Raw genomic sequence first — 15380 nt, forward strand, 5'->3', positions numbered from 1 at the left:
ACCGAGAAAACAACGCAGGCGATGGCCCGCACCGTCCAGCGCGGGGCGCGTCTGTATTTTTATGACGGGAAAAAAAGCCCCATCAACCTGGGTGCCGTCGAATGGCTCCCCGGACGCGGCCTCGTGTTCGCGGAGATGGGCGCGCAGCATCAGGGACACACTCACCTTTTGGTAGCATCGCGTATCGCACCAGACGGCGAAGAGTCCTTCGACTTTTTCAATGCGGACGGCGAACTGTTTGCCTCCATTTACCCGGAAGACGAGTTGGCTGGTCCTGCCGTCACCTGGGCCGACTGGATGCGCGAGAATGAGTTCTCCCTGTTTTGGCAGGAACAGGTTGAACTGTTTAGAAACGAACCCCTGCCTTCATTTCTTAATTCTTAATTTCCCATGTGGCTCTGCACCAAAATCGGCTTTTTCTCCATCGTCCAAAAACTTCCCGGCGAGTATCACGTTCGTGCCCGCGCGAAACGTGACCTCGAAAACCTCTGCCGTCTCGTCGCCACGCCGGCGTCCGCGAAGTGGCAGATTCACCGCAGCGAGCCGGCGGACTACCGCTGGCGCCTGGTCGTTGGCGAGGAGGCCATCGGCGCGATCTTCGCCGCGCTCTCGACCTCGATCGACTACAGCAACTTCAAGAGCGAAATCGCCGCCACGCCCGGCCAGCGCGACAAGCTCGGCGCGTATTCGGCCTTTCATCACGACCTCGAACACTGGCAGGAAACCAGTCGCTCCGCCTGACCCGGCGTCCCAAGTCCGGCGTCCTGCGTCCACTCATGGCTCTCACCGTCCAAGATAAACTCTCACCCGCGCTCGCCCGGATGGCCCGCGGCATTCAGGACAAAAAACCCGTCCTTGAGGCGATGGGCATGCAGCTCGCGTCGATCACGACGCGCTCGTTTAATGATGCGAGCCTGCGCGCCGCGCCGTGGGCGCCGCTGTCGGCCCGCACCATCGCCGCCAAGATCAGGGCGGGGAAGTCCACGGCGATCCTGAAGCGCGACGTGCTGCTGGCGCGCTCCTGGCGTGTGTCCAACGTCACCAACAGCCGGGCAGAGGTGAGCACCGACCGGTTTTATGCCGTGTTCCACCAGTTCGGCACGAAGCGCGGTTTGCCGCCGCGTCCCATGCTCCCCTACATCGGCGACAGCGACAATGCGGAGATGGCGCCTTTCGCCCGGGAAAAGGTGGAATCGGTGGCGCGCAAGAAAATCGAAGCTCTTCTGAAAAAAGCGGGGGAATAGCCTACCCATTTTGCGCCAGACCCCATCAGGAGCGCCACGCCGCATAGGCGCAGGCGCGCCTTTTTTGCGACGCTGGGCGCATGTTCCTGCGTTCCTTCCGCCTCCACTTCGCACCGGCTCCGACCGGTGATCTGCCCGCGCGCATCCTCGCCGGCAAGTGGGGACGCAATCCCTCCGTCAATGGTGACTACATCATTAACGAGACCACCGTGCGCGAGCTGCCCCGCCTCTCCGCGCAACTCGGCTTCGACACCTTTTCGCTCGATTTCGAGCACAACACCGTCCCCGGCTCGGAAGCATGGAAAGCCTCGCAGGAGCCCCGCAAGATCGCCGCCACCGGCACCTTCGAGATCGTCCCCGGAGAGGGACTGTATTACATCCCCAATACCGCCCTGTGGACCCCCGAGGGCAAGGAAGCCGTGACCGGCAAACACTACCCCGACATCTCCCCCGCCATCGTGCCCAATGACGCCGGCGAAGTCGTCTTCGTCCACTCCGTGGCCCTCTGCCGCCAGGGCGCCACCGAAGGGCTTCATCTTGATCTCCACGCCGCCGGCCTGTCCGGGCTCGACGGGCTCGACAGCAAAATTCTTTCGCGTGTCCGCACGCACAACACCAACGAACAAAAATCCACCATGCCTCCCGAGGAAATCGCCAAACTGTTTCTCGCGATCGTGGGTCTCGATGCGACCGCCACCGCGGATCAAATCAAGGACTCCATCACGTCGCTGGGACAACAAATCGAAGCCGGCAAGAAAGCCGCCGCTTCCGCCCAACAGGCCGCCACCGACGCCAGCGCCGCCAAGCAGGAGACCGCCGGGCTCAAGACCACCGTCGAAAGCCACAGCGCCTCGATCACCGCGCTCATCAAGCGCCTGGATGACAACGAGCGCGCCCACATCACCGCCGCCGCCATCCGCGACGGAAAACTCATCCCTCAGAGCGCCGCCGAACTCTCGCTGGATCAATTCCGCAAGATCGTCGCCGACCTGCCCGCCGGTGTAGTGCCGATGGAACGACGCACCCCCGAGGGCATCAAGACCCATGCCGCCTCGCCCGCCGGCGATGCCACCCAGTCCGCCATGCTCAAAGCCGCAGGCGTCACCGTCGACGACTTCAAAAAATACAACAGCTAACAGCTCCAAGCTAACAGCTCACCGCTCATAATCACCATGCCAACATTCGATGCACCTGAACGCTCCGGGACGACCGTCAACCTGCCGGTCGCCGGAGCCACCGACATCTACGCCGGCAATCTCACCGCCCTCAATGCCGCCGGCTTCGCCGTCCCCGCCAGCGCCGCCGCCGGCCTCCGCGTCATCGGCCGCGCCGAGGGCGACGCCCTTAACGCCGCCGGCGCCAACAGCGACGCGTTTCTCAACGTCAAGCGCGGCTGCTTCCGCTACGCCAACAGCGCGACTGCCGCCATCACCGCCGCCCACATCGGCAACATAGCCTACGTGGAAAACTCCACCACCGTCCGCACCGCGCCCGGCGCGGCCCCCGGCATCCCCGCCGGCCGCATCGTCGCCGTCGATGACGACGGCGTGTGGATCGACACCCGCCACCAATCCGCCGCCACCACCATCACCGAATAACACGAGAACCTATCTCCAAGCTCATAGCTCCAAGCTCACAGCTCATAATCACCATGCAACTCACACCGCACAACATCGCGAACCTCTACAAGACGCTTCGCACCATCTTTTTCGCCGCGTATCAGGCCGCGCCTGACGACGTAGCCAATTCGCTCGCCATGCGCACCCAGTCCAGTGCCGCCGAGGAAGTGTATCACTGGCTCGGCGCCTTCCCCGGCATGAAGAAGCTGATCGACGAAATCAAAATCGAAAACGTTCGCGCCCACAACTACACTATCCCCAATGATGAATGGGAAGACACAATCGGTATCAAACAGGCCGATGTGGAGCGCGACGAAGCCGGCGCAGTCGGTCTCTACCGCCCCCGCTTTCAGATCATGGGCGACACCGCCAAGCAGCATGACGGCGAAATGGTCGCCGATCTGCTCTGCAACGGCTTCACCCGCAAATGCTACACCGGCAAAAACTTCTTCGACGTGGATCACGAGCCGATCCCCGGTAAAACGAAGTTCACCAACAAAACCACCAAGAAACTCTCGCAGGCCAACTACCGCGCCGGCCGCGTCAACATCAAGACGCGCAAAAACGCCGTCGGCCGCGCCATGAAACTTGGCCGCGATCTGGTGCTACTCGTCGGCGCCACCAATGAGGCACTCGGCTTCGAAATTCTCAAGGCCGAGCGTAGTGACAACGGCAAGACAAACGTGGACAAGGACACCGCCCGCCTCATCGTCTGGCCCGAGATCGACGTGATCAACCCCGAGGCATGGTTCCTCTACGACGCTGCCCAGCCCGTGAAGCCCATCATCGTGCAGGAAGAAAAGCCCGTGGACATGCTCGCCCTGGACGATCCCGAGGACGACCACGTCTTCAAAAAACACGAGTTCCTCTATCAAGCCTACAAGCGCACCGGCTACGGCTACGGTCTGCCCGAAGTCATCTACGGCTCGGACGGCTCCGCCGCGGCCTGATCTCTTTTCCGGGCCGTCTGTCCCGGAGTTGAGGGTAGTCCTGGTCAACCGAGCCGCCCGGTTCCTCCTGCCGGGCGGCTCCACTGACCCGAACCCGCCAACCGCAACCACCACCGCACACATCATGCCCACTCCCTACGTCACAATGGCCGAAATGAACGGCCTCATCCCCGCTCAGTTCCTCGTTCAGGCGCTGGACGACAACAACGATGGCATTGCCGATCCCTCCGCGTGGACCGATGTGGTGGCCGCCGTGCATAAGGAAATCGACGGACTCCTTGGCGTCCGCTTCACCGTCCCCTTTTCCAACCCCATCCCCGCCCTCGTCACGCACGCCGCGCAGACCCTCGCCGCCGAACTGCTCTACAGTCGCCGCGGTTTTCAGGGAGAGGACAAAAATCCCTGGACCGCCCAGGCGAAGCAAGTCCGCGCCCGACTCGAAAAAATCGCCTCCGGCGATCTCCCGCTCACCCCGCAAATCCAGCGGGAAAAACCCTCCGCCTCCATCGTCGCCGAACAGGCCAAGACCACCAGCCGCACAGGCCGCACCGCCGTCTGATTAGCGTTTCAGTTTTCAACCTTTCAGCTTTTCCACACATGCCCGGCCTCGAACCCGAAGACATCATCCGCACCCTCCACGACGATTTGCAGCCCTTCGTGAAAGAGCACGGCGGCCGGTTGTCCGTGGCGGACGATCCTTGGAATTTTCTGGAATTGCTGGCGGAGAAACCCACCGGCTGGCGCTGCGTGCTCCACTGGGCCGGCGACAACAACACCCAAGATCACCCCCTTGCCGGCTGCATTCTCGACAACCAATTCGCGGTCGGCATCACCTGCCAGAAAGGGCTCTCGGCCAATCCGCAGGAACAACTCTATAAACCCCGCGCTGGCGGAGCCCCCTCGCTCCTGCGTCTCGTCGCCCTCACCCGCGCCCGTGTCCGCAGCTATGTTTTCCCGAACGGCGTCAGCAACCGATACGTGATGTATCACGGTGCCGAGCCCGTCACCCTCCCGGACGGCACCCCGCTGCAAGGCTACCGTCTCCGTTTCTCCATTACAGCCACTCCCGAGCCCGTCACCTATCGCAACACCTGAAAAAGCTGAAAGCTGAAACGCTGAAAGCTGAAAAAAACACCGAACACCAATCATCCAACACCTGCTGAAGCCTGATTTAGCTTTTCAGCTTTCAGTTTTCAGCTTTTCCAAAAATGCCCAACAACCCGACCATCAAAGGCGACAACACCGTGCTCTGGGGCACGGGCGGCTACTACGGCTCCGCCATCATCACCACAGGCAACCGCAAACGCAGCGCCGACAAGGCCGAAATCCGCGACAACAACGGCTACGTTGTGGCCGTCATCTACTACAACCAGAACCGGCAGGCGTCGTTCGAGATGATCGTGCAGACCGCCGCACCGACGCTCGAACCCGGCACCGTCATCACACTCGGCGCGGACAACCTCAAATTCATGGTGGACGACGTGGACGAAAAGTGGGCGCAGATCGACGTGCGCAAATACTCCATCAACGCCACCGCCTACGACGGCATCCCGAACCCGACATAACCATGCCCAAGAAACGCAATCGCATCTCTCCTGCCACCCGCACCGCCCGCGTGGCTGCCGGCCAGCGCACACCTGGCGAAGTGCTCGATGCCTTCGCCCCCGTGCCCCTTGCCATCGGCGACCTCACATTGCGCGACATCACGCCGGGCGACTTCATCCTCCTCGAACGCATCGACTCCCCCTTCGCCGATCAGGAGCAACTTTCCGGCGGCGACATAACGCTCAACGACATGATGATACTCGTCTATGTGCTCACCCGCCCCACCGTCGAGGTATTCGCCATCCTCGGGCGCGGACGCGAGGCATTCGACCGCGAAGTCATCGCCCTGGCCTCACGCTTCCCCTTTCCGCTCATCGAGGACATCGCGGCAAAAATCCGCGCAAAGATCATGCAGGCGTTCGCCTCGCTCATCACCGGCGCCCCCGCCAAAAAAAAAGCGACGACCCCTGGGAACGCCTCTTCGGCGGCCGCGAGACCGGCAACGGACTTGGCTGGGTCCTGACCGTCATCGACACACTCATGAGCGAGTATGGATGGACGATTGAATACACGCTGACCCGCCCCCTCTCTCAGACTTTCGCCTTCTACGCTGCCATCTCAGCCCGCTACGGCAACGAGGCCAAAGGCCCCACCTACCAAGAGCGCGCCCAAATCCACGCCGCCTTTTCCTAGCTCACAGCTCCTAGCTCCTAGCTCACAGCTCCAAGCTCACAGCTCATAATCACCATGAACCTCCGCGCCCTCCTCTCACTCGACACCGCCGGATTCACCGGACCTTTGGCCGCGGCGCGCTCGGCGATTGGCGGCATCCTCGGCCCACTCGCCGCCCTGGCCGGAGTCGGCGCAGGCGTGGGTGGCATTCTGGCGGGGATCAAGGGCGCACTCGATCTGGGCGGTGAACTCTCAGACCTCAGTGCCAACACGGGCATCGCTGTCGCCGACCTCGTCCGCTTGCGCCAGGCATTCTCCGACGCGGCCGCCGTTGCCCCCACCATTGGCCTCATGCAAAAAGCCATTGCCGGCCTCAACGAGTCGGGCCAGCCGACAAAAAAAATCTTTGCCGATCTGGGGATTGATCTCGCCGCGCTCAAAAAACTGGGCGCGGAAAAACAATTCGAAGCAATCGCCGGAAAAATCCGCGACATAAAAAACCCGGCGGAACAGACCAGCGCCGCGATGGAAATTTTCGGGCGCAGCGGTGCGAGCCTGCTGGCTCTCTTCAAAGACGGCGACGCGATGGCCAATGCCGCGAAAGTTGTCGGCTCGCAGGCCGACATCTTGCAGCGCAACGCCGTAGCCTTCGACAAGGCCAGCGACACCCTCGCCGCCACCGGCGTGACTCTCCGCGGCCTCTTCGTCGGTATGGCCGAGCCACTCGTGAAAGCCCTCGGAGGCGTTCTCGACAAAATCAACTCCATCGACCTCGCCCCCTTCGGCCAAAAATTGTCTGAGACCGTGCTCACCGCCGTCAGCCTCTTCAAAACCTCATGGGCGGACGGCACGATGTTTACCCTGATCAACACGACGCTCACCGTCGCCATCAAAGGCGCGGTCAACCTGCTGGCGCAGGGCATCGGCGGCCTCATGATGGGACTGGCCGGCCTGCTCTCCGGGAAAAACTTCTGGTCGGGCCTGCTGGTCGCCATTACCGGCCTCGGTGAAGGATTAGTCGCGGCCATCTCCGCCATCACCTCGCCCGTCATCGCCGCTCTCGACTGGATGGGTCAGCACATCATGGAACTGATCGGCAAAATCCCCGTGGCCGGCAAAGCTCTCGGTCTTGATGGCTTCAAGGCGGCGGAGTTTTCCGACATCAACAAATACTACGACAACGCCTTTACCAGCGTGACCAAGGGGGCGACAGGCCAGGCGGCGAAAATGACCGGGTTCACCTCGCAGCAACTGATGCAGGAACTCAAAGTCGCCGGCGCGATGGCCGCCGAAGGATTCAAAAACGAGAAAGTTTTCGATCTTGGTGAAGACATGAAGACGCTCGGCGACTTGTGGAATCGTGCCCGCGAGGCCGCCATCGGAAAAGCGGATACGCCTACGACGGAGAAAAAAGAAGAGGGGAAAACTACCGGACCGGCGGAAATCAGCCGCGGTCTTGCCGCCATCGTCAGTGACCGCCTGGCGAAGATCGGCGGCTTCGTCGGCGGCTCGGGCGGCCCCTCCGTGGACTACGCCCGCCGCACCGCCACCGCCGCCGAAAAGATGCGCGAAGGCATCGAACGTATCGCCTCGCGCCTTACACCCAACACCGGCGCCACCGCCGTTTACGCATAATCGTCATGGCGACAAAACACGTCTGGCGCGGTTCGCGCGAACTTATCCTCCAACCCGGCTACCCGAGGGAAATAGAAACGGCCGCCGGCCGCCGCGTTGAACTCCTCTACCGCGGCCCCTACGCCGCCGCCAAAGCCAAACGCCCCAAACCCGGCCAGACCATCGCCGGCGTCGAAGGCACCGAAGGACTCTACGTGGACCAGACCGAAGTCTATCCCGACGAAGCCGGCCCCACCGCCAGCGGCACCCTCAAAATCATCCTCGCCGACGAAGGCGGCAACTCCGGTGCCAGCACCGTCATCGACAAACAAATCACCTGGGAAGTTGAGTGGGTGGACCTCAGCCGCCCCCTCTCCCAGCACCGCCGCTACCGTGCCGGGGGTGTGAACGCCCTCACCGACAACGACCTTGCCGACATCGAGGCATGGAAAAATGAGACCGCCGGCGACCTCCGTCGCGCCTTCAAATACAAAAACGGCAAAGGAGAGGAAGTGACGTTGACCGTCAATGCCCAGCATCTGGCTAAAAAACTCCTGCGCGGACAGGAGACCTACGTGCATCCCGCCCCCGTTGTCCGCAAGACCTCGCGGCAGTGGGTTGCGCCGAAGACGACGCAGATGGGCAAGCGCAGCGCAGCCAAACCCTACGCCGACGCGCCCGATGGCTACCAATGGCTGACCACCGCCGACAAGTCTCTACACCAAGGCACGCGCGGCAAATGGGAGCGCGTGCAGGAGTTCACTGGTGCCGAGGAGTGGGACGCCGACCTCTATACCACCTAGCAAACATGGCCCTTACTCTTCCCAATGAAGTCCGCGCCGGCCAGCAGGTCCGCGCCGAAACGGTCAACCAGCTCATCCGTTACGCGAAGAGCATCACGCCGCGGGATTCGGCGACGATCCGTTGGGAAACGAAGTCCGGCGGTGCCACGCCGGAAGTCATCGAGCGGCCCAGGCGCGGCGCAGCCGCGGCAACAGTTACTCTCGCGCCCCTGACCCTCACCACCACGCCACCGGTCGGCTGGGTTGCGCCAGAGTCAGACCAGACCGACCCGGACAACGTGCCTTATCGCTTCTGGCTGACATTCGGCACGGTCGATTACACGGCGCCGGAGCGTGCGGACGGGCAGCATGCTTTCACTACGCCTGTAGTGGAAATCCCCCGCAACGTTGCGCAAACCATGACGCAACGCGTGTATCTAGAGTGCGAGTGGCCCGGTCCAACCAACCAGTATGCCCTCTGGACTCACATCTGGTTGAAGACGCAGCCATCCACCGACACCTTCCCCTCACCCGCGCCCATCGGCGCGAACGGCTGGCGGCCAAAGTTCTACCTTTTGCTCGGCAATTGTTCGGTCGCTGTCTCCGGCACCGGCTCTACACAGACAAAGACCCCCCTGGCATCCAACGCCGACCAAGGTTCCTTTCGCAGCTTCATCCAGGGCAATGCTGGCGGCTACGTGCAATTCACTGCCGCCGATCTGCCGGAGCATCCGCCCACGGTCACGATGGTGCGCGAGGTCGTCTTCTTCCGCAACCAGAGGCCCACGGCATGAGCAGGGAGCAGAGCACACAGGGAGCCGCCGATGCGATCTTACCGGGTTCGCCCTGCGTGCTCTTCCGCCGCGCAGACGGCAACACGACCGTCGCAAATTCCACATCGCGCATCAACCTTCCGTATCCGAATATCAGCTACGAACTACGGTCATATTCGCCCGTTGTGGCCGGTTTTGAAGTCGAGAGCAACCAGCCGACTCGCTTCGTAGATATCTTCCGTGTCGTTACGAAGAATTACAGTGGATGGAGTCGCTTTTGGGCACCTGCTATCTTTCGCAGTCCGCGCGAGCAGACTGTGCCCCCTCCGGTTTTTCGCACCAGGAATTTTATCATCAATCGGAGTGGTTCCGAATCCTACTCCCCGAATGGCTACTCATCTTCGAGTTATCTTTCTTACTCGGAGACACGCACCTTGCGATGGTCGCCTGTTGCCCGCGCATGGGTATGGGATGGCACTGCCTCTGGCGAGGCGGGGTGGAGCGTCTCACAGCGCGATCCCTATCCATCCTGGAACTGGAAAACCACCGTCGCCATCACGTGGACAGATGGGGTCGAACACAAAGTCGAAAATCATGAGGCACTTTCGGGCCCGGACCCTGACGATGTGTCAGAAGGATGGCCATCAGGTGTGCCAATAGGTGGCAGTGAACTTGGCTACAACGATGACCTGTCATCCTACTTGGACAGAGCCTATGATGCTTGGTCGGAAAAAAACGGGGGCTGGAATGGTTTCCCGCAAAACCCCGAGGGCGGGCCGGGATGGGCCAACATGACTGCCGAAGAGCGTGCCGCGGCCATGTCACAATTCGCAAAGGATTTAATGACCATAGCCCATTGCACGCGCCGGATCGACGGTGTGGATTTTGACTAGGGAGTGTAGTCACGAGATAAGATTGACTGAGTTTTTTTGTGATGGAGAATGTCAGCATGGCGAAAGATCAACACCGTCACGACATTTCGGACCGAGTTTGGAGCGTTCTGGAGCCGCTGCTACCTGGAAGGAAAGGAGCGTGGGGAGGGGTGGCGGAGGACAACCGCAAGTTCCTCAACGCGGTTCTGTGGATTTTACGCACTGGTGCGCCTTGGAGGGATCTTCCAGAGGATTACGGAGGGTGGAGCAACACGCACAGGCGTTTTTGTCGCTGGAGAGACAAGGGGCATTGGGAGCGCCTGTTGTCGGAACTGATGAACGAGCCCGATTTTGAGTGGCTGATGATTGATGCCAGTCATGTCAAAATCCATCCGCATGCAGCGGGAGCCAGAGGTGGAAACGAGGCGATCGGTCTGACAAAAGGGGGCGAAACACCAAACTACATTTGGCCGTGGATGCGCATGGTATGCCGGTGCGAGTCATTGTTACAGCGGGTTCCACGGCTGATTGCACACAGGCTGGCAGGTTGATTGAAGGCATTGCCGCAGACCATCTGATCGCCGACAAGGGATATGACACCAACGCCATCATCGAAATGGCGCAGGCCGCAGGCATCTGCCCGCAGATTCCTCCAAAGACCAATCGCATAGAACAACGCGAATATGACCCTTATCTTTATCGGATCAGGCATCTGGTAGAAAATGCATTCCTACGACTCAAGCAATGGCGCGGCATCGCAACCCGATACGCAAAACGAGCCTCCTCTTTCCTCGCTGCCGTCCAATTCAGGTGTGCCATCCTCTGGGCTTCAATCTCGTGACTACACGCTCTACGAGTCAGATGTCACTTCGGAAAACGGGAACAGACACATAACATGGCACCGCTCTTTGCATGAGACATGGTCCGATCCCATGACACCGGCAATGATGGCCGAGTGGCTGCAAGGTTGGGCGGCGGACGATTTTGATTGGGCAGACGTGCCGCCGGACACGGCCAATAGCAATAACCCCGTGATGCCGTGGAACGACCGGCTGCGTTCCCTCACCGGCGGCATCGCCCTCCGCCCCAATCTGTCCATCGTCACCGACGCCCCTGCCTCCCTCCTCCTCGCCAACGATGGCCGCGATGCCTTTCGCCTCTTGCTCATCCGCTACCGGCACGCGATGTCCGTCCCGCGCGGGCTGGTCGGACGCGTCACCCACACGCACGCGGTCAAACGCATCGGTCCCCCCCCCTCCCCCCCCCCGTTCCCCGTAATGCTGGTCGGCAAACTCAGCGGCGCATCCTATCCCTTGCAGGGCGAAGACGAGCCACCGGCGCAATTTGCCTGCTCCTACACCCAGAAACAAATCATCCGCTATATGCGGCCCATTCCGCGCCCGTGGTCGGAGTTCGGCTGGGTCGATTACGAGAAACCGAACATCGCCGCGAACCAAGGCACCAACTCTGTTTTCCCGACAGGAGTAACAACGAATGAAGATACCGTTGTGTTCGGCCACATTGCCAACCTCACGCAATTCGGACGCCGCGCCTATCATTACGTTCGCTTGCGCGTGGTCGCCCGCGACGGGCGGGCAGGCTGGAAAGTAGTCGGTCGGCTGAAAACGTATTGGGCCAAGACTACAGGCAGCCATCAGTCCGGGGCAGTGGCGGACCCAGCAGAATCTCTTGTCTTCCCCCTCACCGTTGGGCTGAGCGGCGAATCCGCCCCCGTTGAGATGGTAGTGCGCCCGGCGATACCCGGCCAGTCAGACGCCACCACCCTTCCTGACGATTTTTGTTACAAGGACTGGAACGGCATCCTCTCGCTGACATCGCCGGACGGCGACAGCATCCCACCAGAACAGACGCATGAATACATCCGCATCGAGGCGCAAATGCAGGATTACCCCGCAGGCACGAGCGGCAAGACTCTCGGCCCTGACGGAAAAGTCTACCTCGACAACGAGATCGAGCGTGGGACCAACTGGCTGTGGCAACAGCAGAAGGTAAGCGGCTCCGTCCCCACGCCCGCGCTGGCGACATGGGAGCACACCACGGGCAACGTCCCAGGCTGGCCCGCCGCCGACACGATCAACGGCCAGCCCGTTAGCATCCGCGATCCCTACGCCATTCCCCCCGGCTCATTAGGGCTCGCCCAGATCGGCCAGCCGGTGACGGAGCAGACGCTGAACGAAGACGGTTCGCTGACCGTCGTTGTCACCACGCACTACGACAACTCCGGCCTCACGCCGGCGGATATTGCCGCCGGCAAAAAGGCCGTTTTTTTGGAATGCCAAGAATACACCCGCGTTGAGACAGACGGCGAGGTCGCCGAGCGTGAAGATTTCGCGGATGTGGCAATGGCGGAAACCCCCGAGAGCGCGGCGGCGGGCGGCCCCAACGCCACCCTCGCCACCCCTTGGCGCGTGCTCGCACTGACCGACCCGGCGTTCTCGACCCTCGTCACCGAAGGCTGGTGCAACGTGGATTTGTCCACCCCACCGGACGAAGGCGAGTAGCCCCTTCCCTCCTCGCGCCAGACCCCATCAGGCGCGCCACGCCGCATAGTCCGTGCGGCCCGTGTGCAGATAGAGTGCAGCTTTTCAGCCATGCCACTCAACCGCGTCGCCGAGCTATTCCTCAACACCCAGCGCACACCAGGCAATATACTGCGCCGCTCGGTGGATGACGCCACCCCGCCCGATACCCCGCTCTGGATCGAAGACGACAAGTTTTTGATCCGCCTCCGCTTTGTCCGCCCGCTCGCCGATACCGTCGCCGGCGGAGAAATTGTCCGCCTCGATCTCACCGAAACCATCATCCTCGGTGGAAAACGCCGGCGCGGCACCGGCCCGCTTCTCTTCTCCGCCCACAGTTTTGTTGAAACCATCGTCCGCGATGAACCCACCCAAGGCGAAGGAGAGGGTGCCATCACCGACGTTTACTACACCGCCACGCTCAATCTCCGCACCCAGGTCCTCCGCGACGCCTTCGGTGGCGACGAGAGCATCCAGGTTTACGTGGACGTGGAGGTAAAAGCCCCCGACTCCGATCCCGACGACGACCAACCCGGCGACGACGGCCTCACCTGGCAATTCCAAGCCAACATCGCCCGCCAAGCCTATGCCGGCGAAGTCGCCCCCGTCCCTGCCCTGCCTCCCTATCCATCGCCGGACAACCTCATCCCCATTGTCCCGCCGGATGTCGGCAACTTCCGCTTCAGGCCTGGCGCCTCCGGCATCCTCTTCCAGATCAAAGGACGCATCACCGGCGCCTTTTATGCGCCCTGGGTGGAAGGAGACGCCGGCGCGGAAACGCTCTCCTTCGACCCGGCGGACTACGACGCCGTGGTGCCCGGCCCCAACGACTACGCCCTGCGCGCCGGCGCCAACTACCGCGTCATCGACACCGCCAGCTTCGGCACCCTCCTGCAAATCCGCCACCGCGTGGACGAGGCCCGTTTCTACACGCTCACCATCGACGGCGAGGCCGGCGCCGAAACCCTCGCCCCCATCCCCGCCTCTGCCACCGCCTGACCCATTTTATCACAAGCCGCCACCGCCATGATCCATCGTATCCTATTTCTCATTACTGCGACCCTTGCCCCATTCGTCCTCCTTGCGCAGACGCTCCCCCCGCCGTCGTTCCTCACCGTTGCCACCAACCCGGACGGCACGCTGCGCGCCCCGGCCAACTTTTGGGAGGCGAACTCCGCCGCCATTGCCGGCGCCCTCGATGGCACTTTCGCCACCGCCGCCCAGGGCGCGAAAGCGGACAATGCCGTGCAGCGGGTGACTACCCCTCAGACCGTTTACGGGGTCTCGGCGGCTGGCGCACAAACGTCGATTCCTTACAATGTTTCGGCCAGCGCATCCAGCCTCGTAATGCGTGACGCGAGCGGGAAATTCCATGTGCAGACACCCACCGCGCTCGAAAATCCAACGAACAAAGGCTACGTGGACGCCCGCACGCCGCAACCGGTGGCCGCGAAGATCACGATCCAGATGCCGGACGGCTACACTGACGCGGAGCTCAAGCTGGCGACCGACAACTACGCCAGCGGCACGCTGACCGTTTACATCCACACGCCGGACCTCTCGGGCAGCTCCGTCAGCGGGCAGGTGATCCCAGCCAACACCCGCATCTACTACACGGCCACCGGCGCGATCGCGGGCGGAGACACGCGCAAGATTCGCAGCCTCCCCCTCACGGACAGCGGCGGCATCGGCAACAAGATTTCCGCCAACGGGCGCGTTGGCAGCATCGTGATCTACGTGCCGGTCTCGGCCACCATCACGCCGTCTAACGCCGCCCTCGCCTGGACCTACAACCTCATGGACTACACCCAGCACGAACAGGATGCAGACGGGCATTCGCTCTGGCGCACCCCCTCCGTCGAGTGGGTGACCACATTTCCAAGCTATTAGCTCCAAGCTCCTAATCCACTTTCCCGATACGTCGGGATTTTTAAGACAAATACCAAACAACATAACGTTATGAAGAAATCCATCATCATCACGGCTCTCGCTATTTTCGGCGCGGGCCTCGCATTCGCCTCGTCCACCAGCGAGGCCGTTGCGCTCAATCAGGCCGCCGACGCCGTTGCCAAGAGCTACGACGCACAGATCGCCGCAGCGAAAGTGGCGCAGAACAAGGAGGCCGTCGCTACTCTGACCGCGCAGCGCAAGGCCGCTATCCTCGCGCACAACTTGGAGCACAAGGCTGAGGTTGCCGCGCTCATCGCCGACCACATCAATGAGATCAGCGAGAATAATCCGGGCGTGGCCTCTACGCTCATCAAGAGGCATCTGACGCTCAAAAACACCGATGCTGACGGCGTAGTCGCCTCGGTGTTCGCACAGGACGCTGACGACCGCGCACTCGCCGCCCGGCTCCTCACGCTCGGCACCGGCAAGCAGGCGTATTTTTATTACCAATACTATGCGACGGCCGCCGAACTCGCCGATCTGCCCGGCACCGACAGCCCCGGCGTCGCCAGTGCCGTTGCTCGGCGGGCCAAAGCACTTGGCATCACCGAGCAAATCTTCCCCGCGTTCTATCAGCGCTCGATCGGCAAAGGACTCGTGAGTGCGGGCTACGACAGGTTTTTCAACAACCTGGTCCGCGCCACCTGGAACACCAATCGCGCCGCCGCGCTCAAGCTCGTGCAAGACGAGGAAGCCGCGATTGCCACGCTCCCGGCCGACCTCCGGACGGCAGCAGCCAAAAAGCGCAAGGACGATGTCCGTGAGATCGGCGCGCACCTCGCGGAAAAAATCAAGCAATCCAACTAGAGCGTGTAGTCA

The 15380-nt window shown here is 61.8% G+C and carries 19 protein-coding genes and 1 pseudogene; all 20 read left to right on the plus strand.

What is annotated here, in order from left to right; translation table 11 throughout:
• Nucleotides 1-21 precede the first annotated feature (21 nt).
• Nucleotides 22-384, plus strand: a complete 363-nt coding sequence (locus OBACDRAFT_RS10390) for a hypothetical protein (protein ID WP_157837018.1) — start codon at nt 22-24, stop codon at nt 382-384.
• Nucleotides 385-390: 6 nt separating this feature from the next.
• The gene (locus OBACDRAFT_RS10395; RefSeq protein ID WP_043585355.1) at nt 391-741 is read left to right on the plus strand and encodes a hypothetical protein; all 351 of its coding nucleotides are present in this window, start codon (nt 391-393) and stop codon (nt 739-741) included.
• A 35-nt stretch (nt 742-776) separates the two neighbouring features.
• Nucleotides 777-1244 (plus strand): phage virion morphogenesis family protein, encoded by a 468-nt coding sequence (locus OBACDRAFT_RS10400; protein ID WP_043585356.1) that lies wholly within the window; start codon nt 777-779, stop codon nt 1242-1244.
• Nucleotides 1245-1324: 80 nt separating this feature from the next.
• Entirely contained in the window at nt 1325-2380 is a 1056-nt protein-coding gene (locus tag OBACDRAFT_RS10405; RefSeq protein ID WP_043585358.1) for a phage protease, read from the plus strand.
• A 36-nt stretch (nt 2381-2416) separates the two neighbouring features.
• Complete coding sequence (locus OBACDRAFT_RS30675) at nt 2417-2842, plus strand: hypothetical protein (RefSeq protein ID WP_043585360.1); 426 nt, start codon at nt 2417-2419, stop codon at nt 2840-2842.
• 53 nt (nt 2843-2895) lie between these two features.
• On the plus strand, nt 2896-3813 hold the full coding sequence (locus OBACDRAFT_RS10415; protein WP_043585361.1) for a Mu-like prophage major head subunit gpT family protein: 918 nt from the start codon (nt 2896-2898) through the stop codon (nt 3811-3813).
• Between the two features lie 124 nt (nt 3814-3937).
• Entirely contained in the window at nt 3938-4372 is a 435-nt protein-coding gene (locus OBACDRAFT_RS10420) for a phage protein Gp36 family protein (RefSeq protein WP_043585362.1), read from the plus strand.
• A 38-nt stretch (nt 4373-4410) separates the two neighbouring features.
• A complete protein-coding gene (locus OBACDRAFT_RS10425) occupies nt 4411-4908 on the plus strand; it encodes a hypothetical protein (RefSeq protein WP_043585363.1) in 498 nt (165 codons plus the stop codon).
• A gap of 113 nt (nt 4909-5021) precedes the next feature.
• Nucleotides 5022-5378, plus strand: a complete 357-nt coding sequence (locus tag OBACDRAFT_RS10430) for a hypothetical protein (protein ID WP_043585368.1) — start codon at nt 5022-5024, stop codon at nt 5376-5378.
• 2 nt (nt 5379-5380) lie between these two features.
• Complete coding sequence (locus OBACDRAFT_RS10435) at nt 5381-5881, plus strand: hypothetical protein (RefSeq protein WP_043585370.1); 501 nt, start codon at nt 5381-5383, stop codon at nt 5879-5881.
• Nucleotides 5882-5898: 17 nt separating this feature from the next.
• Nucleotides 5899-6051 (plus strand): hypothetical protein, encoded by a 153-nt coding sequence (locus OBACDRAFT_RS28170; RefSeq protein WP_157837019.1) that lies wholly within the window; start codon nt 5899-5901, stop codon nt 6049-6051.
• 54 nt (nt 6052-6105) lie between these two features.
• Nucleotides 6106-7665 carry a hypothetical protein gene (locus OBACDRAFT_RS10440; protein ID WP_043585372.1) on the plus strand — a complete coding sequence of 520 codons (1560 nt, stop codon included), beginning with the start codon at nt 6106-6108 and terminating at the stop codon, nt 7663-7665.
• Nucleotides 7666-7670: 5 nt separating this feature from the next.
• Complete coding sequence (locus tag OBACDRAFT_RS10445) at nt 7671-8447, plus strand: hypothetical protein (protein WP_043585373.1); 777 nt, start codon at nt 7671-7673, stop codon at nt 8445-8447.
• 5 nt (nt 8448-8452) lie between these two features.
• The gene (locus OBACDRAFT_RS10450) at nt 8453-9220 is read left to right on the plus strand and encodes a hypothetical protein (protein ID WP_043585374.1); all 768 of its coding nucleotides are present in this window, start codon (nt 8453-8455) and stop codon (nt 9218-9220) included.
• Nucleotides 9217-10092, plus strand: coding sequence for a hypothetical protein (locus OBACDRAFT_RS28175; RefSeq protein ID WP_157837020.1), 876 nt, complete (start codon nt 9217-9219; stop codon nt 10090-10092). Before OBACDRAFT_RS10450 ends, OBACDRAFT_RS28175 begins: the two co-directional genes overlap by 4 nt.
• A gap of 56 nt (nt 10093-10148) precedes the next feature.
• Nucleotides 10149-10912, plus strand: a pseudogene (locus tag OBACDRAFT_RS26460) (IS5 family transposase).
• Between the two features lie 91 nt (nt 10913-11003).
• Entirely contained in the window at nt 11004-12593 is a 1590-nt protein-coding gene (locus OBACDRAFT_RS10465) for a hypothetical protein (protein WP_157837021.1), read from the plus strand.
• Between the two features lie 90 nt (nt 12594-12683).
• A complete protein-coding gene (locus OBACDRAFT_RS30680) occupies nt 12684-13610 on the plus strand; it encodes a hypothetical protein (protein ID WP_043585376.1) in 927 nt (308 codons plus the stop codon).
• Between the two features lie 27 nt (nt 13611-13637).
• Nucleotides 13638-14501, plus strand: coding sequence for a hypothetical protein (locus OBACDRAFT_RS10475; protein WP_043585377.1), 864 nt, complete (start codon nt 13638-13640; stop codon nt 14499-14501).
• Between the two features lie 69 nt (nt 14502-14570).
• Complete coding sequence (locus OBACDRAFT_RS10480; protein WP_043585378.1) at nt 14571-15368, plus strand: hypothetical protein; 798 nt, start codon at nt 14571-14573, stop codon at nt 15366-15368.
• Nucleotides 15369-15380 lie beyond the last annotated feature (12 nt).

It is taken from the genome of Geminisphaera colitermitum TAV2, assembly GCF_000171235.2.
Taxonomy (GTDB): Bacteria; Verrucomicrobiota; Verrucomicrobiia; order Opitutales; family Opitutaceae; genus Geminisphaera; species Geminisphaera colitermitum.